This is a genomic window from Flavobacterium sp. B183 (assembly GCF_023539155.1).
Taxonomy (GTDB): Bacteria; Bacteroidota; Bacteroidia; order Flavobacteriales; family Flavobacteriaceae; genus Flavobacterium; species Flavobacterium tructae.
Genome location: NZ_CP097434.1, coordinates 1,434,063 through 1,459,821, shown reverse-complemented (window position 1 = coordinate 1,459,821; position 25,759 = coordinate 1,434,063). Strand labels below are relative to the sequence as shown.

The following is a 25,759-nucleotide window of genomic DNA, read 5'->3' as shown; positions in this document are numbered from 1 at the left end:
CAAACTTAAAAAAACAAAAAGCTGTTCATAACGAACAGCTTTTTTTAGTTTGAATTAGTAATCTTCCTTATTCTATGATCGGTGCGCCAGCCAAAATTTCGGCATTGGCAAATTCTTCAAATTTCGCGAAATTAGCTTTGAATTTCTGAGCCAATTCAACTGCTTTTTTATCGTACAACTCAGGATCTTCCCAAGTATTTCTAGGATCTAAAATTTCATTTGGAACATTTGGACAAGTTTCAGGCTGTGCAATTCCAAATACTTTATGATTTTTAAAGTTTACGTTATCCAATTCTCCGTTTAAGGCAGCGGTAATCATGGCACGAGTGTATTTCAACTTCATACGGCTTCCTGTTCCGTAAGGACCACCTGTCCAACCTGTATTGATCAACCAAACGGTTACGTTAGCTTCTTCCATTTTTTAGTTAGCATTTCTGCGTAACGTGTTGGGTGTAACGGCATGAATGGTGCTCCAAAACAAGCTGAGAAATTAGGCTGAGGCTCTGTAACCCCGCTTCTGTTCCGGCAACTTTAGCTGTATATCCTGAGATAAAATAGTAAGCAGCCTGTCCAGGAGTCAGTTTTGAGATTGGAGGCAAAATTCCGAAAGAATCTGCCGTTAAGAAAAATATATTCTTAGGATTATGTCCAATAGAACCTGGCTGAATATTGTCGATATGAGTAATTGGGTAACTTACACGTGTATTTTGAGTAATGGAAACATCATCATAATCCACCTCGTTTGTTCCCGGTTTGAAAACCACATTTTCTAAAAGCGCTCCTTTTTGATCGCTCTAAAAATGTCCGGTTCGTTTTCTTCTGTAAGGTTAATTACTTTTGCATAACATCCACCTTCAAAGTTGAAAACTGTATTTTCTGCAGTCCAACCGTGTTCATCGTCTCCGATTAACTTACGTTGCGGATCTGCTGATAAAGTAGTTTTTCCTGTTCCTGATAATCCGAAGAAAATTGCAGTATCTCCTTTTTCACCAACATTCGCACTACAGTGCATTGGTAAAGTATTTTTGAAAACCGGTAAGATGAAGTTTAATGCAGAGAAAATCCCTTTTTTCATTTCTCCTGTATACCCTGTTCCTCCAATAAGTGCGATCTTTTTAGTAAAATCTAAAATAGCAAAATTAGACTGACGCGTTCCGTCTACAGCAGGATCTGCCATAAAACCCGGAGCACAAACTACAGTCCATTCCGGAGTAAAATTAGTCAATTCTGACTCTTCCGGTCTTAAAAACATATTGTAACAAAACAAATTAGACCATGCTGTTTCAGTAACAACACGAACATTTAATCTGTAATTAGCATCAGAACAAACATAAGAATCGCGAACAAAAACTTCTTTATTTGATAAATACTGTGTTACCTTATTGTATAATCTTTCAAAAGCATCCGGTTCAAAAGAAATGTTAACATTTCCCCACCAAACCTGATCTCCGGTAATACTATCTTTTACAATATAACGATCCTGAGGAGAACGTCCTGTAAATTCGCCTGTATTAATTGCCAATGCTCCCGTGGAGTTCTCAACACCTTGACCTGATTGCAAAGTGATCGCATGTAATTCATCTGCAGATAGTTGATATCGAACCTTTGCATTTTCAATTCCTAATTCTTTCAGCGAAATCGATTGCGTGAAAACTGTGTGACTGTCCATAAATTTTTAGTTGTGTGTGATGTTTAAGAGAATGCAAAATTATATAATTTATTATTAAACCTTTAAAAAAATTTAAATTTCACTTTTATTTATGCTAATTAGTTAAAATTTAAACTCCTAAAATGAATAAAACAAAAAATAAATGCCTCTAATTCATTTTTCTATAACCCTCTAAATGAATTTGTTATATTATTTATGCATTAAAGCAAAAAACAATAGAAACTCACATAAACGAGATCATATGTTATTTATGAGACAAAATTAAAGATTAATTTTTAGATAGAATTTTTTATTCGGTATTTTATGATTTTCTCCTCAAAATCGTAACAAATAAGAGCGCCCAGGCAATAATTAATAAAAACCACCTATTGGAGTTGCGAATACGATAATTTTAAAATCAAAACCGTGAGGCTTTTAGTGGCTAACATATAGATAGATCCGCTAAAAAGCAATACCCCGGCAACAACCAAATTGTAGATTGTTTTCACCATTTTCTCGGCGATATCTTTTCGGGTCGAAAGAAAAAGTAAAAATAAGGCATGATACATTTGGTAACGAACACCAACTTCAAAAGTGTTTAATTCTTCTATAGACAAGTATTTCTTCAGTAAATGCGCACCAAAAGCGCCTAAAATGATAGCTAACATTCCCATAAAAGCACCTGCCAAAACAATTCTTCTTTTCATATTTTCTATAACTTTCGATTCTCATACAAAAATACTTCAATAGTCCTTAAAAAGCATTTTAGTTTTGAAAAATATTTATCATTAAAATAATTTCCATTTTTTTGGCATTAAAAAAAGTATCCAATATTTTTCTGAAATTAAAATTGTTATATATTTAACATTTTAATATATTTGTGTTATAAATATAAAATATGAGAAGCATTTTAATCATTGGAGCCGGCAGATCTGCATCGTCCTTAATTCGTTATTTATTGGCAAAATCAGAAAGCGAAAACCTACACCTCGTTGTAGCAGATCTTTCTTTGGCCTTAGCCGAAAAGAAAACACAGAAACACCCTAATGCCACTCCAATTGCTTTAAATATTTTTGATACTGAAGAAAGAAAAGCGGCCATCGAAAAAGCTTCTATAGTAATCTCGATGCTGCCAGCTCATTTACATATAGAAATCGCAAAAGATTGTCTTGAATTTAAAAAACACCTGGTGACCGCTTCTTATATCAGTGATGCCATGCAGGCACTTGACGAGGAGGCAAAGAAAAACAATCTGGTTTTCATGAACGAAATCGGGCTTGATCCCGGAATTGATCACATGAGTGCCATGAAAGTTATTGATGAAATCAGATCCAAAGGTGGAAAAATGCTGCTTTTTGAATCGTTCTGTGGCGGCTTAGTTGCTCCCGAATCTGACAATAATTTATGGAATTATAAATTTACCTGGGCTCCACGAAATGTTGTTCTGGCCGGACAGGGTGGTGCCGCAAAATTCATTCAGGAAGGCACTTATAAATACATCCCCTACAGCGCTTTATTTCGTCGCACCGAATTTCTGGAAGTAGAAGGCTACGGAAAATTTGAAGCTTATTCCAATCGCGATTCTCTTAAATATAAATCGGTTTACGGCCTAGACAATGTCCTGACTTTGTACCGCGGAACCATTAGAAGAGTTGGTTTTTCGAAAGCATGGAATATGTTTGTCCAATTGGGCATGACAGACGACAGTTATATCATGGAAGATTCTGAGAACATGAGTTACCGTCAATTCGTAAATTCTTTTTTACCGTATCACCCAACCGATTCGGCAGAAATCAAAACCCGTCTGATTTTAAAAATTGATCAGGACGATATTATGTGGGACAAACTTTTAGAGCTTGATCTTTTTAATCCAAACAAAAAAGTAAACCTGCCTAATGCCACTCCGGCACAGATATTAGAGAAAATATTATCCGACAGCTGGTCTTTAGAACCAGATGATAAAGATATGATTGTTATGTACCATAAATTTGGTTATGAGCTCAATGGGGAGAAAAAACAAATTGACTCGAAAATGGTTTGTATTGGAGACGACCAAACTTATACCGCCATGGCAAAAACTGTGGGGTTACCGGTTGCAATGGCAACGCTGTTAATTTTAAATGGAAAAATCACAACTCCCGGCGTACAGCTTCCGATAAAAAAAGAAGTATACCTGCCAATTTTAAACGAGTTAGAAGAATACGGGGTTATTTTTAACGAACAAAAAATGCCCTATTTTGGATATAATCCGGATTTGTTCTAAGATCTGGATTGTTTGTTTTTTAGAATTTTTTTTTAGTTTTTTATTTTATCCGCTTCTGGAATCCAGAAGCGGATTTTTTTCTTAACTGGTTCAAAGAAGCAAAGTGACAAAGAAACAAAGCTATTCATCTTCAAAAGAAACCTTTGTCCCTTTGCACCTCAGAACCTCAGAACCTTTAAAAAACCTATTTCTCGGACTGTATCGTGATTGGCAGTCGATATTGCACCCTAACTGCTTTACCTTGTTGAGTTGCCGCTGTCCATTTTGGTGAAAGCTTCAAGACTCTAGTCACCTCATTCCCTATTCCGTAGCCAACATCTTTAATTGTTTTAATATCCGAAAGACTACCATCTTTTTCAATAGTGAATTCCATATACGTTTTTCCTTCAATTTTATTTTTCCCAACTGCCGCCGGCATTTTGAAATTCTTCCCTATAAACTTATAAAATGCTGTCATGCCCCCTGGATATTCAGGTAATTTCTCGACATCTTCCAGAACATAAAGGTCTTTCTCTTTGATATCGCCTTTGATTGGCGGTTTTTGAGCCATTGTTTTAGTACTAAAAACAAACAATAACAAGGCATAAATTGCACCTACAGTAAATACTTTAAACACAATTTTAATCGGAGATTCTTTTTTAGTCATCATAAGTAAACGTTTTTTAGTTATTAAATAGTTGATGTTGCTCGCCAAAGCAACCGTATTTTTATTAGAAGCAAAATCAAGCAATAAATATTGATAGCTTTTAACCTCACCAAATCGAACATTTACAGCCTCATCAGCCAGAAATTCATGATTCAGTTTAATCGCTTTTTTATACAGAAAAAGCAATGGATTAAACCAAAAAACAATCTGCAGCAGCTCAATAAAAAGAACATCCAAAGTATGTCTTTGCCTTAAATGCGCATTCTCATGAGCTATTAATTCTGATGGAATCTTACCATTTTCAAATTCTGTTTTATTGACAAAAATTGATTTCCAAAAAGAGTATGGCAAGCCCGATTCCTGAACCAGTACTATCTTTTGCCCATTTACAAACTGTACCTCATTGCTCTGTGTTTTCTTAAAAAATGAAATAAGATTCCATATAAAGCGAGCCATCAACATACAAAATACAGCACCATAAAGCACTACAATCAAAACCAACAGAAAATCATTGGCCGAAATTGTGTTAAGCCGTTCAGTACTTCTCTCGAGCACCAGTTCATTCAATTGAACCAGCCCAATTCTATCTGTAACAAAAGATCCAATTGAGATAATTTGCAGCGGAATTACAAAGCTAAAAACCAAACTCACCAGCAAATACACACGATTAAAACGAAACATTTTTTCGTTTTCCAATACCATTTTATACACTGCATAAAAAATCAAAAGCAGCATTCCCGATTTTAAAAGATAGCTTATCATTTTTTCTTTTTTGAATCTGTGAATCAATTATTTTTCTGAGTTCTTCTAATTCCGATGTTGACAAATCGGTTTCTGTTGTAAAAACGAAGCAAATTGAGAAGCCGAATTATTAAAAAAATTACTAATTAACCCGTTGACATGTTTAGAAAAATAAGCTGTTTTTTTCACTAACGGATAGTATTCTCTTGAATTTCCGAATTCATTATAGGCTACGAATTTTTTGTCGATCATTCGTTTCAAAAGCGTCGCAACAGTTGTTGTTGCCGGTTTTGGCTCCGGATACGCTTCGAGCAAATCTTTCATAAAAGCCTTTTCAAGCTTCCAGAGATGCTCCATTAATTGTTCTTCTGAGTTTGATAATTGCATTTTTTCCTTTTTAAGGTTCTAAGTTACTAAGACTCTAAGTTGCTAAGCTTTTTTTGCCACAGATTAAAATGATTTCCCCTGCACACTACACCAATTCTATACTCTATAATCTTTCCTCTTTATTCTTTCCTCTATTCTCTCCTACAGTCTACTCCACCATCCGTTCCGAAACCAATTCACCGTTATCGTATTTTTTAACTTCGACTAATTTCCTTTTATCCGAATAAAACTTCCAATCACCGAAATAAAACCAGTGCGTTTCTACCGAATTGACTTCGATTTTTGTTTTTCCCTTCGATTGTACTTTTCCGTTTTCGTAATAATACTTTACAAGGCAGCTTCCGTTTTTGTATTTTTCTGTTTTATAGATTTTCCCGTCTATATACGACTTCCATTTTTTTACCGGTTCGCCGTGTTTGTAATATTCAAACGATTTATAAACCGTACTGTCCTGCTTGTAATTGTCAATCCAGACACCTTCCCTTTTCTTATCCACAATCTGATTGATCGGTTTACTTTTGCATCCTAAAAGCATTACTCCACAAAATAACAAGAATACCAGTTGCTTCATTTGACTATTTTATTCTACAATTATAGATGTTGTTCTACAAATGTAGAGTTATTTTTTTAATATGCAAGGTTTTTTTTGAAAGGTGCTGAGATTCTAAGATACTAAGGTTCTGAGGGTTTCTTTTTTGAGGTTCAAAGTGGCAAAGGTGCAGAGGTGCAGAGATAAAATCTGAATTGCCTCCAGCTTCAGCTGGAGATTGGAGAAATACAGGCATTTATTGGCTTTAGCCTAATTTTACACAACGATTTTAAAATACAAATCTGAAATTTATTTGGCTAAAGCCAATTATCTCATCCCACTAAACCTAAACTACAGCTGAAGCTGTAGGCTATTTATTACATCTATAATTTATGACGATCTGGGCTTTAAAACAAAAAAAAAATCCGCTCATTTCTGAACGGATTTATATAAAAACTTTGTGCCTCTGAACCTTTGTCCCTTTGCACCTTTTTAGACAACTATTTAGAAAGCTCTACAAAATATTTGTAAAACAACGGAATAGTTTCAATTCCTTTTAAGTAATTGAAGATTCCGAAATGCTCGTTTGGCGAGTGAATGGCATCACTGTCTAGTCCGAAGCCCATTAAAATGGTTTTACTTTTTAGTTCTTTTTCAAACAAAGCCACAATCGGAATACTACCTCCTGAACGAACCGGAATTGCAGGCACCCCAAAAGTTTCTGTATAGGCTTTGTTGGCCGCCTGATATCCAATACTGTCAATTGGCGTTACATAACCCTGACCTCCGTGGTGTGGCGTTACTTTTACCGTAACTCCGGTCGGAGCGATGTTTGTAAAATGCTTGGTGAAAAGTTCTGTGATTTCTTCCCAGTCCTGACCCGGAACCAAACGCATCGAGATTTTAGCAAAAGCCTTACTCGCGATAACCGTTTTAGCACCTTCACCGGTATATCCGCCCCAGATTCCGTTTACGTCTAAAGTTGGACGAATAGAATTGCGCTCGTTCGTTACATATCCTTTTTCACCGTAAACATCGTTTAGATTTAAGGCTTTTTTATATTTTTCTAAGCTGAAAGGCGCTTTTGCCATTTCGGCTCTTTCTTCAAGAGATAATTCCTGTACTTTATCGTAGAACCCAGGAATCGTAATATGATTGTCTTCGTCGTGAAGCGCAGCAATCATTTTAGCCAAAATATTAATTGGATTCGCTACAGCTCCACCATATAGACCGGAATGTAAATCACGGTTTGGTCCTGTAACTTCAACCTCAACATAACTCAAACCTCTTAAACCTGTCGTGATCGATGGCTGTTGGTTCGAAATCATTCCCGTATCAGAAATTAAGATCACATCGTTTTTCAGTTTTTCCTGATTGCGTTCTACAAACCACGCTAAACTTGCTGAACCTACTTCTTCTTCCCTTCGATCATGAATTTTACGTTACAAGGCAATACATTGTTCTGAACCATGTATTCCAACGCTTTTACGTGCATGTACATCTGACCTTTGTCGTCACAGGCACCACGAGCGAAGATCGCACCCTCAGGATGAATCTCTGTCGTTTTGATCACAGGCTCAAAAGGTGGCGAAGTCCATAATTCTAATGGATCTGGTGGTTGAACATCATAATGTCCGTAAACCAAAACCGTTGGTAAATTTGGGTCGATTATTTTCTCTCCATAAATAATTGGGTACCCGGAGTGTCGCAAGTTTCGACAAAATCGCAGCCTGCTTTCGATAAACTTTCTTTTACTGCTTCGGCAGTATCAATAACATCTTGGGAGTATGCAGTGTCGGCACTTACCGACGGAATCTTTAATAATTCGATCAATTCATTGATAAACCGATCTTTATGTTGTTGAACGTAGGACTTAATATTTTCCATTTAAATTATTTTTATAGAAATCCAAAAGTACAAAAAGAGAATTAATATTTTTTTCGAAATTTTTCATTTTTTTTCTTTGAATATTCGAAAGTATGTCTATCTTTGCACCCACAATAGCCGCGGATATGGTGAAATTGGTAGACATGCCAGACTTAGGATCTGGTGCCGCAAGGCGTGTAGGTTCGAGTCCTATTATCCGCACCGAAAAAAAGCTTCTGAGAAATCAGAAGTTTTTTTGTTTTAGTAAATATCTTCCTTCTAAAAGCGATCAGGTGCAAAAATACCTATCAATAACAAAGTAATTTCTATCCGAAAACTTTACGACTTTACTTTATCAAAATAAATATCAAGCTTCCTATTTTAATATACAAACCGATATAAAACACACAAACACATCATTATCTTTGTTTTAACATTTTTTAATTAGAAAAAACTTACTTTTACATGTTTTATCAACCTTGACTTTAAGCCTTTTTTTATGAATAAAAATCCAAACCGAATAAGATTATTCCTGAGAATAATCGGCACATTATCAATAATGATCTTTTTTGTTTCAAAAGCACTTGAAATAGACAACAAATTCACTAACTACCTATTGATTTTAAGCGCACTATGCTTTTCAATAATTATAGTATACCCCTTAATAAAGTATTTAAAAAATAATTATTTCGCTAAATAAATCAGATCATAATACTTCCTATGTCATTCTAAATTTACATCTCAAATTAATTCTCAATGACGGAGAATCTAGAGACAGGAAAGAATTCTTAAATACTCTCAAAAATGCGAAAGTCTCTACATTATGAGATTTCCGCATTTTTTTTAGTTTATCTCTTCACAAAAATAAAGACACTTAAAGCATCACTTTCTTTTCACTCCGCATCCAAATAAGGATCTAAAACCTCCGCCAATTTATTCAACCAATAAAAATTATCATCAATATAAGGTAATTCAGATTCCATGGTTTCGCACCCTCGCATGGAAGATAGCGAGAGAGCATAATTTACCCGGCGTATAGACCTTGCCATATCTTTTGGATCAATGGAATTGACAAAAAACTCTATTAGTCTGGTTTCAATTTCTTTTGAAAATGATTTGCACTCATAATTTTAGCATTTAGAATATTGCAAAAATCATTAGAACTTTATTTCATTTGAACTCATATATGCCTGCAACTCTAATTATTTTTTCCGTATGAAAAATCAATTGGAGTTCCGCAGAGATTCACAAAGATTTACACAGAGATTCGCAGAAACCAATTTTAAGCAACAATAATCCGTACAGTTTGTCATTTCGAGGAACGAGAAACCGCACTTGTAATTCGACAAAGATTGACGACATTTAGAACGGAGTTTCTTGTGTGATTCCTCCTTCGTCGGAATGACAAGATTGCGTAAAAACTTTGCGCAAAAAAAACTCACTTCTTACATCTCACAATTTACATCTCACAACTCAGAACTCAAAACCCTTAGCCTATCCAGATTTTACTTTTCACCAAAGTCATGGTTTGTCTCAAATGCTGATTGCAGGCAATGAGGAAGATCAAAACCAAAAGACTATAGCCCATAATGGTATAAATCTCCATATCGGCCAGTAAAGTGGCTTGTTTAGTAACCGTTCCGAAGATCTTTTTCATAGCTAAAACATTGGCATTGTCTGCCGAATATCCTTTGGCTATAAAATTTTGTGTTGTTGCAGCAATCGTTTGCTGTGCTTCGGGTTATCGCCTGTTACAAACTGACTGAGTTTTAAAAAGTGTTTTTTGTTTAAAAATACGGTCGCATTCTGCATCACGCAAAATCCAATGGTACTTCCCCAAAAACGCCCTGAAACTCCCACAATTCCAGAAGAAGCTGCCATTTTTGAAGGAACCGAAGAAGTCGTAAACAAGATTAACGGAACAAATAAAAATCCCACTCCAATGCCTTGTAAAACATACGGAATGATAATATCCGACAACGCCACATCGGGCACAAAAAGAAACGTAAACCAAAAATGAAACAACGCAATAAGCGAAAAGCCAATGATAAAAATGATTTTGGTCGAAACGGATCTCATCAGAAAAAAAGCCGCCAGAACAAGTCCGATTACATTTCCTAGTCCGTTAATGTATTGCACGCCCGCCACACGCGACGGATCCCAATTCCAAATCGAATACATCGCCGAATGGCACAGACTCAGCGTTGCCCTGCTGATATAAAAAAGAAAAAACAGCAAAAATCCAATGCGCAGATTGACATATTTAAAGACTTCAAAATTAAAAGTAGGTCTTTTTACCAAAAGCTCTTTAAAGATAAACAACCCTCCCGAAATCAGTGCAACGATAAGCGTAAGCACCATTTGAGAAGAATCGAACCAATATTTTTCTCGGCATAGACAAAAAAGTAAGCACCGCAAAGAATTGCAGTTAAAACCAAAAAATAACTCATCCAGTCGATTTGATACAACGGGATTTTCTTTGTGATTCGGTGCCCACGAAAAGTAACCAAGATTAAAAAAACGTTCAAAACCTGCAATCCGCCGGAGACATACAGCATGTATTTCCAGTCGTAATGGTCCAAAAACCAAACGGCAATATTCATTATAAAAGGCGTCGACAACAACAACGCTCCATAATAAAACGAAAAACCTATGATGATGGCACTTTTAGAATTGAACTGTTCGATCAACAATTGTCGGATCGTAATTACCGGAAGTGCCATCAGAATTCCTTCGGCAATTCTCATAATTAAAAAGAGCGAAAAATTGGTGATATAGGCCGAAGAAACAATCGTAATTCCAATTAAGGAATACACCGCCATGAGGTAATTTTTGGCAGGGAAAAAGCTCGAAAATCGGGCTTCGATTAAAATGGTCGCAAGCAGCGTTCCGTAAGTAACACACATAGCAAACTGCAGGTCTTCGGGTTCGATATCCAGAAAACTTGCCGCATAGGTCACATTTGACGTATAAACCCCAATAAAATCATAGAGTGCAGAAGGCAGACAAACAAAATAATAATGATTGCCCACTTTGGAACCCAGGATTTAAAAATACTTTTATCTTCCATTTTAATGTGCTGCAATCACAGTAATATTCATTCCCGCTCTTAAAAAATCGGTTTGTTTGTCGTTATCCTTTAACTGAATTCGAACCGGAATTCTTTGTTCGATTTTCACGAAGTTTCCGGTTGCATTATCCGGAGGAAGCAATGAAAATCTTGCCCCGCTCGCAGGCGATAATGATGCAATTGTTCCTATAAATGTTTTATCACTTACCGCATCGGCTTTGATTTCAACATTCTGCCCAACGGTTAAATATTGCAATTGCGTTTCTTTAAAATTGGCCGTAATCCATTTTTCCTTACTTACTATCGAAAGCAGGGACTGACCTTCTTTTACCAATTGTCCGGGCTGCAAAGTTCGTTTCCCGATCCAACCATCGTAAGGAGCTGTAATTATAGTATACGAAAGAAATAAAGCCGCATTATCTGCCGTGGCTTGTCTCGAAGCGATATTGGTTTGTGTGGTTGGTACATTTGCTTCAGCCACCGAAGTACTTAAAGCCGAAGTATGGATTCTGTTTTTCATCTCCTGAAAATGCGCTTGTGCCGACTCGTAATCTGCCTTCACTTTTTCTAATTGCTGAGAAGTCGCTGCTTCTTCACTTACCAAAGCTTTGTACCTTTCGTACTCTAATTTTGTTTTCCAAAGATTCGATTTTGCAGCATCTAATTGCGCTTCATTAATAGCCGTCGCACTTGCCGTGTTTACCGCATTTTTCTCGGCAACTAGGCTGTTTTGCCTTGCGCTCTGAACATCGGCAAGAGCCACATTCAATTTCGATTGATATTCTCTGTTATCAATAATAACCAAAGTATCTCCCTTGTGCACAAACTGATTTTCATTAAAACGAACTTCCTGCACATAACCCGTAATTCTCGACATAATTGGCGTTACATATTGCTCGACCTGAGCATCATTAGTTTCCTCGTGATTCCTGTTGAAAACATAAAACCAAATTCCCAAAATAATACCGCTTACCACCAATACACTTGCGATAATTGTTATTAACACATGAAACGTTCTGTTTCTTCTAGTCTCATTTTTAATCTTAACCATATTTTTCGTCTATTCTCTATATTCTATTTTCTATTTTCCAACATCTAACATTTAACTTCCAACCCTACGGAAGCATTCCCGCCGTACGCAAGAGTTCGTAATGTTTTAAAATCGCATCCAATCGTGTGGCAACTTTATTGTATTTTGCCTGAAGCAAAGCATTATCAGCATCAACCATTTCGGTTATTAAAACCAGTTGGTTCATATATTTCAATTTTACAATACGGTAATTTTCATCAGCCAAATCCAAAGCTTTATCTACTACAACAAACTTTTCAAGGATCTCCTGATACTGTGTATGCTCTTTAAAAAGCTTATCCTGAATTTCGTCTTTCAGAATCTCAGATTGCATTTCCTGCCATTTGATTTTGGTGTTTGCCTGATCCATTTTGGTCTTGTTTTTATACAAAGAAGAAAGATCGAAAGCAGCTTCAACCCCTACTTGCCCCAGTGTGTACAAATATGGATTAGGCGGAAAGAATTTGTAGTTCGGATAATAAAAACCATAGTTCCCAAAAAATGAACCGTTGGCAGATAATTCCCTTTAACCAGTTTCAGCTCTGTTTTGCTAATATTCAGCTCCTGACTGGCAATTCGCATCTCCTCATTATTCAAAGCCTTGTTCAGATAAAAATCATAGGGATCTAAACCGTCCATTTCATCCAAATTGGCCGCCGTATCGATGGCTATTTCTTCGTTTTCCGGAAGTTGAATTAGAGTTTTCAGATCGTGAAGCGCAATTTTTATGTTTTTGGAATTTGTAAGCGCATTTAATTCACGATCCGAAAGCTGTAATTCGGCTCTGATAACTTCATTTTAGTCACCGCCCCGTGTTTTCGGAGTGATTGCACTTCTCTCAATCGGCTTTTCTCTTCTTTGATGTTTTCTTCAAAAATCTTTTGCAGCTCCATCATCTTATAAATCGCCAGATAGTTTGCCACCACTTCGAGTTCGACATCATTTTCGACCTTTTCTGTTTTATCTTGGCAATTTCACTCTCCTGATTGGCAATTTTGATGGCGTTATTTATTTTATTTCCGGCGTAGATTGGCATTTTAAAACTCGAATTCACTTCATAGAGTTCCGGAATCGCCTTTGTAACTTCTTTTCCGTTTAAAAACCCGTTTCCTTTGAATTCGGTAATATTAGTGATTCTGGAGTACATACCGCTTAGTTGTACATCAGGCAATCGGAGTTCTTTTCTTTCTTTGATATTTTGCTCTGAAAGCGTAACCTCAAGTTGAGATCTGAGGATTTTTTTGTTGTTTTCTTTGGCCAGCTTCAAAGCTTCTTTTAGCGAAACCGAGTGAACTTCCTGCGCTTTTATACCATTAAATGCTAATACAAGTAAAAATAAGAGCAGGATTTTAGGAAAACAATCGTTCGTAGAATTTGTTGTTTTAAGGAACATGAATACATAAATAATTTAAGCTGCAAAGTTCCTTCATTTTTCTCATTGACTGATAATTCTAAAAAGTCAAAAACATATTCATTTCGGACAAATGTTAAAATCGGATTTTTCGAAAACGTTATGTTAAAATACTGAAAAACAATTTATTACAAAACAGATTTGGATTGTGATTTTTCACGCAGCTTTTAAAGGATTTAAGCCGATTTTTATTTTTCCCTCTCGCAAATTGAGCAGATTATTATAATCGGCAAAACCAAAAGTGCAAAAATACAAAACAAGTTTTAGTTCAAAAATACAAAAAGACTGACTAAGAAAAAGCTTTTCATTTAAACGTTCTTTAAACCACATTTAAATTAAAAAGGCCACTACAATGAAAGCGGCCTTTTTAATTTAATCTATTGTATCAAATTTTACTATTTTTTATAGATCATTATATCGGTATAACTCGACGAATAGTTTATGGTTGTTTGCATTTTTTCTGTATAAGCTCCATTAAAAGGGTTACTCAATGGTGTTTTTGTTTCAATCCATTCACAGAGCTCAATAATTGATGATTTGTTTGAGGTAAAATAAAAGTACTTGGTGTCATCCAAAACGTTTAAGACATCTAAATAATCACGCAATTTCCAAAAGTTTTTGTATGTTCCGCTTTCGGTTGACAAATATGGTGGGTCAACTAAAAAAATGACATTATGAAAGTCTTTGTATTTAGAAAACAATTCTTTATAACATTTGCTAGTTACTTCAATACCTTTTAAGTAACCATCAGCAAAATAATCTGATTTCCTTAAACAATTATAAAGGGTTTCTTTTTCCAGTTGTTCATAACTTTGAACATATTTCATACTGAATAACAGATTACTGGATAAAGTTATGAAATCTACATATCCATCATATTGTGCCTTCTTTATGCAGTTCAGAACATTTGTTCTTTCTAAACCTGATATCTTCTTTTCAGGTGCACAAGCCCGCAGAATGTGCCTTAAACGACTGAGCAATAAATTTGTTCTATCTATATTCTCTAAACGTTCTTTATAATTATCAAAATCATTATAAATTACTGTGGCATGAGGGTAAATAGATTTAACGTTGTGACTTAGTAAGCCACTACCTCCAAATAAATCTACATAAGTTGCTGTTGGTGAGTATTCTTTTAAAGCTATCTCAAACTGCTTTAAAAATTTGCGTTTTTGCCCCATAAATGGCAGAGGTGCTGATTTAAAAATTTTCTTTTTTTCCATTCGTTTTTTGATTGATGATTGATTATATTTGCACTTCCTACAGTAATAAAACATGACGCAAGAAGCCACAGCTCGGAAGACTTATTGTCCTCCAAACGCTGTGGCTTTATGCTGTCTGAAAATAATTACTGTAGGAAGGTATATTATTAGTTTGGAGGACTCTTTTTATTCCTCCTTTGTACCCAACATTTTTTTATACTGTTAGGTAAATTGAATCTTTTAGAGACCCAACTTATTATTATAAGTAGTAGTATTAATAGAAATACCCAAACATAAAACCCAAATTGAAAACCATTAGTCTTAGCGTTTTTGTTTCTGTGTACTTTATCTTTTTCTGTCGCCTTTTGTTCTCCAACATCAGATTCTACCAGTGTTTTTTCGGTTCTGACAGCTTCTTTTTTTTCTAACTCGTTTAAATTACTAGAATTTGTGTTCTTGTTGATTTCGCCACCTTCTAAATAGATTTCTTCCTTCAACTTTCCATTTACATAATGCTTATAATGAAACGGTTTCCTAATGCCTGAACTATCCAGTTCTGCAATACTTGAAAGTTTCAAATTATCATTTAATGTTAATTGATGTTTCTGGTAATTTAAATTTATATTAAGAGATTGCTGAAATAAAGAATCTAAGTACTTGGACACCGATTCTTTTTCTTTTTCAATTGTTTTCTCAACTGTAACAGTTTTAGTTTTACAGCCTAGTATGGACAATATCATAATAATGAAAACTAATTTTTTCATCTTAAATATGTTTTGTAATTGACTTTGATACAGCTTTTAATGTTGCTGCATAATTAGGGTCTGTAGCATATCCAGCTTTTGCAATCGCATCAAAAAATTTGATGTAATTATTTTTTACTTTTAAGGCCTCAGAGTAGCGTTTGTTTTTAATAAAAAACTGCGCATGATCATTAAAACAATCTTCAGGAGTAGAGTACTTTCTGAAATAGTCCTTTCCTTTATGCTTAAACATTTTAACTCCATTACGAACGACAGGAGTTGAAGAAATATGAACTGGCATTGGGTTTTTGACATTTTTTGTGTATTCAGTAGTTGTCAATAATTGCTCATTTCCATTTAAACCGTCTGTATCTTTAACTCCAAAAAACATGTTTCCGGGAGCGACTTCTCCCCACGCAGATTCAAGGGCAGCCTGAGTTAAAATTGCAATAGCAGAAATTCCTGTTTTTAATTCTACTCTTTGAGCATGTGGTAGAAATGTTTCTACAAATAATCTAGGCGTCATAATCTCCTTTCTTTGAAAATAATGGTGTGATACTTGGAAGAACTGCTGATAGAATCAATCCAATTAATTTAATTCGATTGATTACTACAAGAGACAATCCTGCATCTTGCAAAAGATCAAACTTTGTGTCGATGAAGCCTGTTAAAACGATAAGTAAGCTTACTATTACTGCGATTTTTGATTTATTCATATAATTAAATTTAAAGTTATTTTTATTCCGGATCGAAAACTATTGAAGCGACAATTTTCAACCAGCCAGACGAAGTTTTCTCGTAAATTAAGGGGCCAATTTCTTCAATGAGATTGCAGTGCACTCGAAAACCATTTACTGCATTTGGATATGTGGTGTTCAAATATGTGAGTGTCAAAGTTGTCAAAGTTGGATTGTTAACCGCAATCTGCAAATCAATATTGCCAGTACTACTATTCGCAAAACTTCCATTAACTGATACTGGTATCACCTGTTTAACTGCGCCCCAGCCTACCGGATTTGTTGCATTTGTATATGTTGTTCCAGTCCCACCATACGTTGGTGAAAATATAAACCCTCCACCTTCAACAGGATTCACAAGTTTGATTTTATCACTGTTTACTTCGGCTCTTGTGTTATCGTCATGATTCTCTATAACATTACCTGAGATATCCATCTGATTGTTTAACGTACTTGAACTCATACTTATGTTCCCGCTAAAAATAGAGGTGCTAGGAAACGCAATCACAGAGTTTGAGCTTAGAAAGTTACCGTTATTCACTACTTGCTGTAACGTTTGAGGTATATCATCAAGGGTAGCAAGTACATGTTCTCCTACTTTATTTGGAAACGTAAGTACAGAGTTTCCTGTATAACTATTTGGATCCGGAAATCTCACAGCTGTGCTCCAAAATTCACTATAAGATCTTATGTTAAACTGACTACTCATATTACCAATTTCCCATCCAGTACTGCTATAATCATTTCTAACAAATAGACCTAAATTCCCCAATGTTGAATAAATTGCCGAAACTATACCAGGATTGGTATTTCTAACGGAGAACCCCCATTTGAAATCCCCATACCAATTTCTATATTAGCCCCTGGTGTGCTAAAATTGTAGTCTCCACCATTGTCCAAAACTTGTTGTAGGGTCTGAGAACCTAAAGAACTTTGTGGAACAAATTTCACAATATTATCAAGCCCTCGAACAAGTAGGGAATCCGTTTTTTTGCCGGGATTAACTGTGCTTAAACGTAAAGGCTTTTGGATAGTGTATTCTTGCGGAATCTGAACCTGAGAAAATGCTGTAAATGACACAGCAAAGAGTAAAATTAAATGTATTCGTTTCATTTTTTAATTATTGATTAGTTGTGTTTGTATTTATGCGTTTGTAATTATACTGTAATTTATGAGTGCACTTTTTTCGCCACCATTGTAATATGCAGTAATCCAAGTTCCGTCAACAAATCCCTGAACAAGGTCATTTTTTTCAAGTGTGTACTTTTTTGCAGGATCATTGTTAGTTGGATGCTTGAAAATTAAGAGTTCTCCAACCGTAATAAACTTTGCTCGACCAACCAATTCTGAATGCGCATCAGGATCAGTTTTATGCGCATCAAACTGAGATTTTTCAGCTTTGGCGTTTAAAGTTTGGATGAGATTCTGAACGGAGCTTTGCGGTATTGTTTCATCCTTATGCCAAAATGAATCCCATGTAGCCCAGTACTGAGCCTCTGTTGGTTTTTTTCCAGTTAAAAACCAGTTTCTAATTGCACTTTTATCTGCCATTTTTACAAGCGTATTAATACATAATGTAATGAGATCTTTTGGTACTTGTTCCCCACTAACTCTGTTAAAATCACTTTGAAAGATGTTGATGTACGATCTCTCGTTTGCAACCATGTGTTTGCATCCTGTGACCAATCTGAAGCTTCTGAGTAAATATTTACCAATGGAATGTATCTATTTGTACCAACATCACCGAAAGTTATTGTTACTAAATCTTCATCAAAGACATCACCAATATAAAGTTCTCCTGCATGCAAAATTTTATCTACATAAGTAACCTTATTCTTTACGAAATCCGGTTTTGTAGAATCTGTTTGATTCATGTCAGCTTGTACCTGAACTTTCGCGCCTTCCTGTATTGTATCAAGTTTAGTCCTAATTGTTGTTAGAGAAGTGTTGATTGTTGTTAAGGAAGCATTTATTGTTTGAAAAATTCCTGCTAATTCTTTCGTTTGTGGTGGTCTTATAAAACTACTCCAAGGCCATGAAACATCAGCCGTTCCAAATGTTGCATATCGGATCGAATGAACTTCTTTTACTGTACCATTTTCAAAGGCGCGATTAACTGGCTCTTCGATAATGATAACTTTCGAATCCATAGTTACCGAGGCCTCACGAAAGTCTATAGGCTCACCATTAATGAAAATAACGCCATTTGTTACTGTCGTTCCAACTAACTCACAACCCGAAATAATTGTTAGATCGCCTGCAAGTTGACCAAAAGACTCAAAAATTTTAAAAGCAGTTTGTAACTCTTGGAGCCTCTCTGTTTTTAATGGGAAACCTCCTGTCTGATTAAAATTTGATCTATTCATTGATAAAAATATTGTAGCGTTTTCCGCCTGTTTTGTAAAATTTAACATGTGCATGAAGCACATGAATTTGGGTTTTGAAAATTTCTTCAGGAACGAAGACAATAAAGTCTAATCCTGTATCTGAGGTCTCAGATTCAGTCCTTAGCCAAATTGTATGATCTTCAGCATCCATTTCTAAAAATAAATCCTGATCTTCAGCATCTGTGTAGACATAAGTAGTCTCATAAATTTGACCGTCAGTTATGTAAATTCTTCTTTCAATCGGGTCAAACTTGTCATTCAATGAACCTCTCAAATAACATATTTGCCCTGAATGCTCTAATTTGTAAATATTGTCTATTCTCCAATTGAACCACTTGTAATAAATCATGTCGATTGGTTTTAAAATAATTTTTACAAATAATATTGTTAAAGAATCACGCCATTTGATCGGTAACATTTGAATTCCAAAAATTTTCCAATCAATATCAAACCACATATTTTATATTTTCAAATGTTACTATCTCGAAATAACCACTTTCGGCAATTTTTGATACGTTAATAGGTTGAGGCGTTCCATAATCATTTAGTTCTGGATTAATCCAAGAGCTTTCTGCTTTATTTAATGTTGCATCTAAAACGCCAGAAATAAGTTGCAGTTTGTCAATTATTGCTGATAGCCTTAATTCACCATTAAAATCTAGTTCCTTCATAAATTCTTTTAATGAATCTTGGATTGGATAATTACCGTTTAATTTGCTCATCCCTTTATCATCTAGCACTAAAGAATCTCTTTTAATAGTTATGTCTAAGTAAAGTCGGTCAGCTTTATAATTTATAACTGTAACCTGAACACCTGCTATTCTAATTTCTTTAATGTATTGATTGATTGCTTCTATTTGTGAATTGTCTTCAAATGCTGTCAAAACACCATCTGTTTCACCCGCAATTTTTAGAATCAGACGACTACTTTCAGCAGCTTCATTTACTGCAGCATATTTGATGATTTTTGAAGCTTCAATTTGCTGTTCTGTTGCATTACTATTATCATAATAGTCTTTATCTGCAACTAAATCAAAACCATACTGAAAGCGTAACGCCATTGTACGATACCATGGTAAACCTCCCGGCTTTTCATTCGCTAAACGGTTATCAACTTCTTTTGTATGCTCATCAAAGTACGTTTCCATTATCCAAATTGCACTTGCAATTATGAATGTAAAAGCACGATATATTGAAAACATGCTAGTTGAATTTAAGTAAGTTGATAAAACTTCATTAGAAGCAATATCCTTCAGCATGACGTTATGTATTTGTGTTATTGTTCGTGCCATTATTGAACTATGTTATCATTTTCTATTACCCAGTATCCTATTCCTGAATTATTTTCAATCAAATCAATGTTTTCTTGAGTTAAAGAAGTTGCAGGATCCATTTTGTTGTTAACAAAAAAATTTATCACTTCTTGATTTCCGTAGTCCCTAAAAGGAATATTTAAAATTTGTCCGGGAACAAGCTCTCGTGTAATACTAATACCATTAAGCAAAGCAATGTCAGCAATGGCTTCAATTGTACCACAATGTCTTATAGCAACATCTAATAGAGATTGATTATTCAGTACTGTTATTTTCGTCATCTAGTTCAAATTGTTTGTAAAACTTTTTGTTAATTATTCTAATTAGAGTTTTTGCATACTTAACTCCAAGACTGTCTAAATTCTCCAAAAGACTTACTAATAACTGCCAAATTATACCTAACAAAACAACCCAATACAACCAAGAAAAAGGATTAAGTTCTAAGTCTATAACCGTAATAAAATCAGAGTTTTGAGCAAAAGTGTTTAGAATGTAAATTGGGACTAAATACGTTGCTATTTTTAGCAACATTCTGCCAAATTTCCTGCTTTCATGACGCTCATTCCTTTTAAGAGAAGCTTTTATTCCTGTGTACCACTCTGAGACAAGCAATACAACATAAGCCATTAAAAAAGATGATTAAAGCCAAACAAAAAGCTAACTGTTGAGAAAATAAACGCCACGATTAAATCAATTTTGATAATAGAAGTTGATGTATAAAAGAAACCAAACGCACTTTTTAGGAATTCATTAAAATCAATAAAACCAAAACCTTTTAATATGTAATTAACTATTCTAATCATAAATCTATACTTAAATTCTCAATCCCGTTACTAGTGTCAATAACTGCATTATTATACCCATCATAGTTCAATTGTAGTTTTAAATCACGTTTAAATTCATCAGCACTAATTGTTTTGTTAATAAACTTGATGTAGTTTATTGCACCAAAACCGGCCAAAGGAAATTCTTTTATTTCACCCGGTTGTAAATCCAAAATATCTTCAACATGTTGTTGATCGCTTTGACCTGTTGCGAAGTCTGAACCCTCAGCACTCGTGCTGAATTTTAAACTACCATTGTCATTTCGCAATAAATCTAATCTCATTTTATTCTATTTTTCCAGTACCTGTTCCTGCCTGATTGGTTGCAGAACCAGTAGTAGTTACATTGACCGTCACGGTTCCTGATTTTATATACTTACTTATTGCTGCAGCTAACTTACTTGCATAAACTTCTTTTGCTTCATCGTAATTTGAGGACTGTATCATTTCATCCTGTAGTTCTACAACTTCTGTTATAAATTGTTGGTCATTTAGCGCCATCAGCTTAATAATTTGTTAGTCTTTTCATTTAACTGCTTAAAGAACACTTTATCAGCCGGTGAAAAATTACCAGGGCCACTTGGTGTCATAATTACAGCCTTATCAATTTGATTAAAAGCATCGTTTAAAATCGATTTAAGATTCGCATCTTTGTTCTCAATTCTAAACTTCTGATCTTTCAATTCGAATATTTGATCGCTTATTTTTATTTTAACTTTATCTATTTCAGAAACTCGCAGAATGAAGGCATTGTCTTCGTTCTCCAACCGTCCAATAATTACTTTTGAACCTATCTTTGGATAAACTGTAAATTGGCTCTCAAAATCTCCGATAATGGCATTTAAACGAACATCTTCGTAATGATCGACGGTACAAGTGTCGTTGTCTATTTCTTTAACTGTTCCAACCAGTAACGAAAACTTTGTTTTGCCTTTCGTTGAAGCATTTAAAGCATTTTTAAACAACTGATCTAGCTCGTTCATAGTTTGTAACTTAAATTGTTTGATCTCTTAATCCCTTCAGAACCGCTTACCTCAATTGTGACACTCTCAATAAAGTATCGTCCGTCTTGGTGTCGATCTTTGTAAAATGGTCTGTACAATTGTGCAGCGTGGCCGGGTTTTGTTCTTGGGTAACACCAACCGTCCAAAGTTCCTTCGAAACCACTATAAGAAACACTTGTTTGCTGTTTGTCTGCCCATAATTTAAGTTCTGCGGTTTTCATGTTTGGCCATAACTTGATTGTTTTTTCATCACCACCTTTTTCTCCAACAGAAACTTTTAAGACATTACCATCAGATTGTTTGCTTTCAACAGTTAGAAAGATTGGTTTACTTTCTTTTTGCGCAAATTTTAGACTACTACCTCTACGTACATTTTCACTAAAATTGTATTTATGAACCGTTTCAGCTTTGAAGTCAACTATCATTCCAACACATATTGTTGTAGGGTCTTTGAAATAAGCTCTTATTCCTGCTTTGTCTCTCAATTCGTCTAGTACATTGTATGGTGTAGCATCTTCAATTAACCATTTACCAATACTGTATTCAGCATTACATTCAATTTTATATTTAGGAGGCAAAACAGCAGTTAAAATATCAATGAGTTTTCCCGACTTAATGAACTTCGTAATTCTTGGAGCTTTTTTAAGTTGAAACATTTCATCTTCACACTCTAAAAGCATTGGCATTTCAGCACCAATTTTGGAAATGTATCCTTCAAATTCTGTTTGCAAATCATCATCATAACCGAGTTCTATTTTGATAGAGTCCCCTCGTTTCATAAAATCAAGAATTGATTTTCCTGATATGTTTATTGACTTGCCAATTTCATCAACTGCATTCCTAAACTCTCTTGGTAGTTCTAGTTTAGCAGTATTAGAAAGAACCTGAACACTTGATTCTATTTTGATTGACTGGCAGACACGAAAAACTATGTTATCAGCAATTGTAATCTTTATACTGATATTGTGATACAAATAATTCATTTTAACGATTAGGTTTCATGAGTGTAAAATTGACTGCCTTGATTGAACTGGCATTTATTGTAAATTGCACAGTGTCCTGATAACCTTCAACTGCTGTAAAGGAAATTGATTTAAAATACAAGCTGTCAATGTCACGTTCTTCAAACTGTTTGCCTACCACTTTTACTACTCCATTGTATCTCCAATTTTGATTCAATCTCCTGACTTCATCACTTGGATAGACCCTATTGTTAAGATCGATTAACAAACCATTCATTGTAATATCCCACGGTTTTGTATTCCAACGCTCAATAACTACAGGATCATCGTCATTTACTTCAGTTTCTATAAGAGATTTTTCCTGTGTAAACCCAACTAGCAATGGAGGCGCAAACAAATTTCCTTTATCACCGTGTAAAATCGCTGAAAATTCGAGAGGTTCTAAATTAGGAACAACCATTTTTACATACTCTACATTTGATTCTTGGAGCGGGTAGGTTTGAAATGAGTACTTTTTTTGATCTGTTTTATCAACAAATACTTTTTCAATTGCCTTTCCGGCAGCCATCATTCCAAAAGCAGCAGCATAACGTGCTACTAAATCGATCGTAATGTTTTTGGGGAACTCTGTAACATCACTAAATACCTTTTTGTAAGGTTCAGTTATCATCATTATACTGCCATTTTTGGAGCTATTATGCCCATATCAACTAAATATTTAACTTGCGCCCATTTCTCTGCCCAAACGATATCCGACAACTGTTCCGGGAAAGGGATATGAAGAATGTGACTTATCATTGCATCCATTTTAAAGATTAAATCTTTGTCATCATCTTGAATCAGCCCCGAACAGTCGTCTAATACTTTTTTATGACATTCTCTCTAATTGGAATGAGTTCGGCCAATCCGCTAACACATGTCAGAAATAAAGCATCATCATTTAAAATTTGATCTTTATCCGTTAATACACAGCTTTTAACTAAGATTTCTTGCGCCTTTGCAGGGTTGACATGTTGATACTTTAAATATTGCCCCATTGTTCTTCGATCAGGAACACACACAATAACTTCTAAAATTTCGTTGTAAGCATCATCCAACGGTATCTCAATTCGTCTTAACTGGTCAATGCCGCCAGCATTTTTAATTTGTTCATCACTTAGTTTTTTGATTGCTTTTTGGGTTTCTTGTGCCATTATTTTATATTGTTTAAATTTGATTTAAACGCCCTCTCATATAAGAGGGCGTGTTGAAAAATGATTATTGTTTAAGCTGCTACGTTTAATTCAACTTTGATAGCAAACATTGTGTATTCTTTTTTAAGCCCCATTTCACCTGTAACCTCGCGTCCTTCGTTTTGAAATTTCACTAATAAGCGATCTGTAACAATGATGTTAAACTCGTTTGTGAATGTTACAATAATGTTGAATGGCTTAATATTTAAAATACTTCCACCGGAGGCAGCTATTTCTAAAGGCACAATGTCGTGCATCATAAAACCAATTGTAGCATTAGGTGTAATTTTGCCTGAGCTCCAACTTGTAGCGTGATTTCCGAGAGTATAATTCAATTGATTTTCCTGTTCATTACCGTAAGTAATTGAGGTTACTTCAATTGTCACACCTTCGATAAATACTTCAACATCGGCGCTGTCATAGGCTTTTCCGTTTCTTGTGACTGTAGCCATTATTGATTAGCTTTTAAATTAATTGTTCCGTTTAAAAATCCTAAAACTCCAGTTGGTTGTACATTGAAAGAAACATTTAAAACCTTTTCAACCAGCAGATCACTATCCGGGTCTACTACTGTTCTACCGGAAGAAATTTCAACTGCATTTTGCATATCAGTAAAAATGTTATTTCCGATTGTTTCTAAATGTGTCACAACTCCTGTAGGCAATTTGCCGTTTTGGTTTACAGGATAAGTTTTTTTTACTTTTGGAAGAAAGGCAGTTCTAAGCTGTCTTGAGCAATCATCCATCATTCGACCATAAGCAATTGTATGCTCATTCATGTTGCCTTCAGCATCTATAATAATAGGTGCGCAAACATGGTCATTGTTGATTCGTATTCCCGCTAATCCGGCATAAGACAGCCCGAACACATAGCCTTTGTCTTCAAATGTTTGTAATTCTGCGTATAAATCTTTGTTTGTTTTGTGATTTGATAATCCGGGAATCATCCAAGCTGATTTTGCACCATCCATTAAATTAAAGGCTTCGTTATCACCAATATTTTGATTAATAGCACTTGCAGCACATACCCCAATATCGTTCCCACATCAGCGAATTTTTGTGCGATACCTGTTTTCGTTTCTGCATATTGCCAGTCTTGACCAATAACAATTGTAACTTTTGTAGCAGAGACAGTTTCAATGTCTCTCAAGTCAGGAACTACAGAAGCTACTCCGTTTAAACCGTAACCTTCAACAAAAATGTGTGTTGGCATAAATTGGTTATATGCCCATTCTGCTGTACCCTGTGCTAATGGAATACTTTCAAAAACATCATCAGGTAAACCGTTATTATATGTAATCGGGTCTTCTGAATCTGTGACAGGATTTAGAGCTATCGCAACTTGACGGACTCTGTAATCAGCATCGATTAATAATCGCTTTAATTTATCTCCCACTGTATCCGCAGCAATGGTTTCTAAAGTTTCTGTTTGAGAAACTACCATAAAAAACAGAGGTATTCCTTCACCGGCCATTCGATAAAATTCTCGTACATGTCTGTATACATTTACATTGTTTGCTTTATCAAACTCGGCCGTAATTCCATTTTGTTCAGCATCGTATAACCCATAAAACGTTACCGTTTTTTTGAATGCGAGAGTGGGAATAGCAGGAGAACTGACAATGATAGCCGATACACGTCTATCATTGTTTAGTCTATTTGCGCCAACTTTGCCTTTTTTTAGTTGTACAGCGTCTAAATTTGCCATTTTAAAAAGTTTTTAATT

General features: G+C 35.1%; 29 protein-coding genes, 1 tRNA gene and 6 pseudogenes. 2 read left to right on the top strand and 34 right to left on the bottom strand.

Features of this window, described 5'->3' with window-relative positions:
• Positions 1 to 67: 67 nt before the first annotated feature.
• Both pckA and M4I44_RS06650 read right to left on the bottom strand, forming a co-directional pair.
• Positions 68 to 1,669: pseudogene (pckA, locus tag M4I44_RS06655) on the bottom strand (phosphoenolpyruvate carboxykinase (ATP)).
• Between the two features lie 301 nt (positions 1,670 to 1,970).
• A pseudogene (locus M4I44_RS06650) lies at positions 1,971 to 2,355 on the bottom strand (DUF423 domain-containing protein).
• A gap of 191 nt (positions 2,356 to 2,546) precedes the next feature.
• On the opposite strand from M4I44_RS06650, the gene M4I44_RS06645 reads away from it, so the two are divergent.
• A complete protein-coding gene (locus M4I44_RS06645) occupies positions 2,547 to 3,911 on the top strand; it encodes a saccharopine dehydrogenase family protein (protein ID WP_017494737.1) in 1,365 nt (454 codons plus the stop codon).
• A 184-nt stretch (positions 3,912 to 4,095) separates the two neighbouring features.
• Here the strand turns inward: M4I44_RS06645 and M4I44_RS06640 are convergent, their stop codons facing one another.
• From M4I44_RS06640 to M4I44_RS06625, 4 genes and pseudogenes are all read right to left on the bottom strand, one after another.
• Positions 4,096 to 5,319: a M56 family metallopeptidase gene (locus M4I44_RS06640; protein WP_249966859.1), complete on the bottom strand. Its 1,224-nt coding sequence runs from the start codon at positions 5,317 to 5,319 to the stop codon at positions 4,096 to 4,098.
• Positions 5,261 to 5,685: pseudogene (locus M4I44_RS06635) on the bottom strand (BlaI/MecI/CopY family transcriptional regulator). Before M4I44_RS06635 ends, M4I44_RS06640 begins: the two are co-directional and overlap by 59 nt.
• A gap of 148 nt (positions 5,686 to 5,833) precedes the next feature.
• The gene (locus M4I44_RS06630; protein WP_249966858.1) at positions 5,834 to 6,256 is read right to left on the bottom strand and encodes a hypothetical protein; all 423 of its coding nucleotides are present in this window, start codon (positions 6,254 to 6,256) and stop codon (positions 5,834 to 5,836) included.
• A 458-nt stretch (positions 6,257 to 6,714) separates the two neighbouring features.
• Positions 6,715 to 8,101, bottom strand: a pseudogene (locus M4I44_RS06625) (dipeptidase).
• Between the two features lie 119 nt (positions 8,102 to 8,220).
• Between M4I44_RS06625 and M4I44_RS06620 the strand changes: the two are divergent.
• A tRNA-Leu gene (locus M4I44_RS06620) sits at positions 8,221 to 8,302 on the top strand.
• 1,267 nt (positions 8,303 to 9,569) lie between these two features.
• Here M4I44_RS06620 and M4I44_RS06610 read toward each other — a convergent pair.
• The 28 genes and pseudogenes from M4I44_RS06610 to M4I44_RS06480 all read right to left on the bottom strand — a co-directional run bounded on the left by M4I44_RS06610 (position 9,570) and on the right by M4I44_RS06480 (position 25,741).
• Complete coding sequence (locus M4I44_RS06610) at positions 9,570 to 9,737, bottom strand: hypothetical protein (protein ID WP_249966857.1); 168 nt, start codon at positions 9,735 to 9,737, stop codon at positions 9,570 to 9,572.
• 38 nt (positions 9,738 to 9,775) lie between these two features.
• Entirely contained in the window at positions 9,776 to 10,441 is a 666-nt protein-coding gene (locus M4I44_RS06605; RefSeq protein WP_249966856.1) for a hypothetical protein, read from the bottom strand.
• Positions 10,414 to 11,112 (bottom strand): hypothetical protein, encoded by a 699-nt coding sequence (locus tag M4I44_RS06600; RefSeq protein ID WP_249966855.1) that lies wholly within the window; start codon positions 11,110 to 11,112, stop codon positions 10,414 to 10,416. The genes M4I44_RS06605 and M4I44_RS06600 overlap by 28 nt, the downstream gene beginning before the upstream one ends.
• Positions 11,113 to 11,151: 39 nt before the next feature.
• Positions 11,152 to 12,201 (bottom strand): HlyD family secretion protein, encoded by a 1,050-nt coding sequence (locus M4I44_RS06595; protein WP_249966854.1) that lies wholly within the window; start codon positions 12,199 to 12,201, stop codon positions 11,152 to 11,154.
• Between the two features lie 64 nt (positions 12,202 to 12,265).
• A pseudogene (locus M4I44_RS06590) lies at positions 12,266 to 12,664 on the bottom strand (TolC family protein); the annotation flags it as partial.
• On the bottom strand, positions 12,640 to 12,858 hold the full coding sequence (locus tag M4I44_RS06585) for a TolC family protein (RefSeq protein WP_249966853.1): 219 nt from the start codon (positions 12,856 to 12,858) through the stop codon (positions 12,640 to 12,642). The pseudogene M4I44_RS06590 and the gene M4I44_RS06585, both read right to left, overlap by 25 nt.
• Before the next feature lie 253 nt (positions 12,859 to 13,111).
• A complete protein-coding gene (locus M4I44_RS06580; protein WP_249966852.1) occupies positions 13,112 to 13,612 on the bottom strand; it encodes a TolC family protein in 501 nt (166 codons plus the stop codon).
• 413 nt (positions 13,613 to 14,025) lie between these two features.
• On the bottom strand, positions 14,026 to 14,853 hold the full coding sequence (locus M4I44_RS06575) for a DNA adenine methylase (RefSeq protein ID WP_249966779.1): 828 nt from the start codon (positions 14,851 to 14,853) through the stop codon (positions 14,026 to 14,028).
• A gap of 146 nt (positions 14,854 to 14,999) precedes the next feature.
• On the bottom strand, positions 15,000 to 15,596 hold the full coding sequence (locus tag M4I44_RS06570; protein ID WP_249966780.1) for a hypothetical protein: 597 nt from the start codon (positions 15,594 to 15,596) through the stop codon (positions 15,000 to 15,002).
• 1 nt (position 15,597) lies between these two features.
• Positions 15,598 to 16,101 (bottom strand): glycoside hydrolase family 73 protein, encoded by a 504-nt coding sequence (locus M4I44_RS06565; RefSeq protein WP_249966781.1) that lies wholly within the window; start codon positions 16,099 to 16,101, stop codon positions 15,598 to 15,600.
• The gene (locus M4I44_RS06560; RefSeq protein WP_249966782.1) at positions 16,091 to 16,291 is read right to left on the bottom strand and encodes a hypothetical protein; all 201 of its coding nucleotides are present in this window, start codon (positions 16,289 to 16,291) and stop codon (positions 16,091 to 16,093) included. The genes M4I44_RS06565 and M4I44_RS06560 overlap by 11 nt, the downstream gene beginning before the upstream one ends.
• 22 nt (positions 16,292 to 16,313) lie before the next feature.
• Complete coding sequence (locus M4I44_RS06555) at positions 16,314 to 17,021, bottom strand: hypothetical protein (protein WP_249966851.1); 708 nt, start codon at positions 17,019 to 17,021, stop codon at positions 16,314 to 16,316.
• A gap of 83 nt (positions 17,022 to 17,104) precedes the next feature.
• Positions 17,105 to 17,425: a hypothetical protein gene (locus tag M4I44_RS06550; protein WP_249966850.1), complete on the bottom strand. Its 321-nt coding sequence runs from the start codon at positions 17,423 to 17,425 to the stop codon at positions 17,105 to 17,107.
• Positions 17,426 to 17,455: 30 nt separating this feature from the next.
• Positions 17,456 to 17,863 (bottom strand): hypothetical protein, encoded by a 408-nt coding sequence (locus M4I44_RS06545; RefSeq protein WP_249966784.1) that lies wholly within the window; start codon positions 17,861 to 17,863, stop codon positions 17,456 to 17,458.
• A 2-nt stretch (positions 17,864 to 17,865) separates the two neighbouring features.
• A complete protein-coding gene (locus M4I44_RS06540; RefSeq protein WP_249966785.1) occupies positions 17,866 to 18,678 on the bottom strand; it encodes a hypothetical protein in 813 nt (270 codons plus the stop codon).
• Positions 18,671 to 19,156: a hypothetical protein gene (locus tag M4I44_RS06535; RefSeq protein WP_249966786.1), complete on the bottom strand. Its 486-nt coding sequence runs from the start codon at positions 19,154 to 19,156 to the stop codon at positions 18,671 to 18,673. The genes M4I44_RS06540 and M4I44_RS06535 overlap by 8 nt, the downstream gene beginning before the upstream one ends.
• Positions 19,146 to 19,991 carry a nucleotidyltransferase gene (locus M4I44_RS06530; RefSeq protein ID WP_249966787.1) on the bottom strand — a complete coding sequence of 282 codons (846 nt, stop codon included), beginning with the start codon at positions 19,989 to 19,991 and terminating at the stop codon, positions 19,146 to 19,148. Before M4I44_RS06530 ends, M4I44_RS06535 begins: the two co-directional genes overlap by 11 nt.
• Positions 19,991 to 20,293 (bottom strand): hypothetical protein, encoded by a 303-nt coding sequence (locus M4I44_RS06525; RefSeq protein ID WP_249966789.1) that lies wholly within the window; start codon positions 20,291 to 20,293, stop codon positions 19,991 to 19,993. The genes M4I44_RS06530 and M4I44_RS06525 overlap by 1 nt, the downstream gene beginning before the upstream one ends.
• Positions 20,268 to 20,639, bottom strand: a complete 372-nt coding sequence (locus M4I44_RS06520) for a phage holin family protein (RefSeq protein ID WP_249966790.1) — start codon at positions 20,637 to 20,639, stop codon at positions 20,268 to 20,270. Before M4I44_RS06520 ends, M4I44_RS06525 begins: the two co-directional genes overlap by 26 nt.
• A 172-nt stretch (positions 20,640 to 20,811) precedes the next feature.
• Positions 20,812 to 21,120, bottom strand: a complete 309-nt coding sequence (locus M4I44_RS06515; protein ID WP_249966792.1) for a hypothetical protein — start codon at positions 21,118 to 21,120, stop codon at positions 20,812 to 20,814.
• Between the two features lies 1 nt (position 21,121).
• Positions 21,122 to 21,337 (bottom strand): hypothetical protein, encoded by a 216-nt coding sequence (locus tag M4I44_RS06510; RefSeq protein ID WP_249966793.1) that lies wholly within the window; start codon positions 21,335 to 21,337, stop codon positions 21,122 to 21,124.
• Positions 21,337 to 21,819: a hypothetical protein gene (locus tag M4I44_RS06505; RefSeq protein ID WP_249966795.1), complete on the bottom strand. Its 483-nt coding sequence runs from the start codon at positions 21,817 to 21,819 to the stop codon at positions 21,337 to 21,339. Before M4I44_RS06505 ends, M4I44_RS06510 begins: the two co-directional genes overlap by 1 nt.
• Complete coding sequence (locus M4I44_RS06500; protein ID WP_249966797.1) at positions 21,816 to 22,823, bottom strand: hypothetical protein; 1,008 nt, start codon at positions 22,821 to 22,823, stop codon at positions 21,816 to 21,818. The genes M4I44_RS06505 and M4I44_RS06500 overlap by 4 nt, the downstream gene beginning before the upstream one ends.
• Before the next feature lies 1 nt (position 22,824).
• A complete protein-coding gene (locus tag M4I44_RS06495; protein ID WP_249966798.1) occupies positions 22,825 to 23,475 on the bottom strand; it encodes a DUF6046 domain-containing protein in 651 nt (216 codons plus the stop codon).
• Complete coding sequence (locus M4I44_RS22525) at positions 23,475 to 23,600, bottom strand: hypothetical protein (RefSeq protein WP_256472444.1); 126 nt, start codon at positions 23,598 to 23,600, stop codon at positions 23,475 to 23,477. Before M4I44_RS22525 ends, M4I44_RS06495 begins: the two co-directional genes overlap by 1 nt.
• A 59-nt stretch (positions 23,601 to 23,659) precedes the next feature.
• Entirely contained in the window at positions 23,660 to 23,995 is a 336-nt protein-coding gene (locus tag M4I44_RS06490) for a hypothetical protein (protein WP_249966799.1), read from the bottom strand.
• Between the two features lie 71 nt (positions 23,996 to 24,066).
• On the bottom strand, positions 24,067 to 24,486 hold the full coding sequence (locus M4I44_RS06485; protein WP_249966801.1) for a hypothetical protein: 420 nt from the start codon (positions 24,484 to 24,486) through the stop codon (positions 24,067 to 24,069).
• Positions 24,486 to 25,741 (bottom strand): annotated as a pseudogene (locus tag M4I44_RS06480) (DUF2586 family protein). The gene M4I44_RS06485 and the pseudogene M4I44_RS06480 overlap by 1 nt, the downstream one beginning before the upstream one ends.
• Positions 25,742 to 25,759 lie beyond the last annotated feature (18 nt).